The organism is Vibrio sp. 1978 (assembly GCF_033344345.1).
The window spans coordinates 1-611 of sequence record NZ_JAWPOP010000693.1 but is presented as its reverse complement, the minus strand read 5'-3'; the positions used below and the strand labels follow the sequence as shown (position 1 = coordinate 611).

Sequence of the window (611 nt, the reverse complement as noted above, 5' to 3'; positions counted from 1 at the left end):
CTTGAGCAGATGTTAAAAGCGGTCAGCCGCTGTATGGATCGCCGTTTGAACGAGCGCATGCAGTACGCCATGAAGCGTGATTATCAGCGTCACAATACTTCCGAGATCATTGGTGGTTCAGAAAAAACGCGTCAGCTCAAACAACTTATCACACAGTTTGCTCCATCACGTGCCTCAGTATTGGTTGAAGGCGAATCTGGCACGGGCAAAGAGTTGGTCGCGCGAGGCATTCACCAAGCAAGTGGGCGAACGGGCCCATTTGTGCCTATCAACTGTGGGGCGATTGCGCCAGAGCTACTCGAAAGTGAGTTATTTGGTCACACATCAGGTGCGTTTACTGGAGCGAAAAAGTCACGCGAAGGTTTGTTCCGCGTAGCGAATGGCGGCACTTTATTCCTTGATGAAATTGGAGAAATGCCGCTTTCCATGCAGGCATCATTATTGCGTGTGTTAGAGCAGCGTACAATTCGTCCTGTCGGTTCAGAAAGAGAGATCAGCATTGATGTCCGTATCGTGGCGGCAACCAACCGTAATCTGCAAGAAGAGGTCAACCAAGGCAATTTCCGCAGTGACCTATATTACCGTTTAAACGTTCTGAAAATTGAAGTGTG

At 49.1% G+C, this 611-nt stretch carries 1 protein-coding gene; it reads left to right on the top strand.

Annotation, left to right across the window (positions count from 1 at the left end; all coding sequences use genetic code 11):
• The coding region (locus tag R8N49_RS28590) for a sigma-54 factor interaction domain-containing protein (RefSeq protein WP_318190631.1) at window positions 1-611 on the top strand (611 nt) is incomplete at both ends.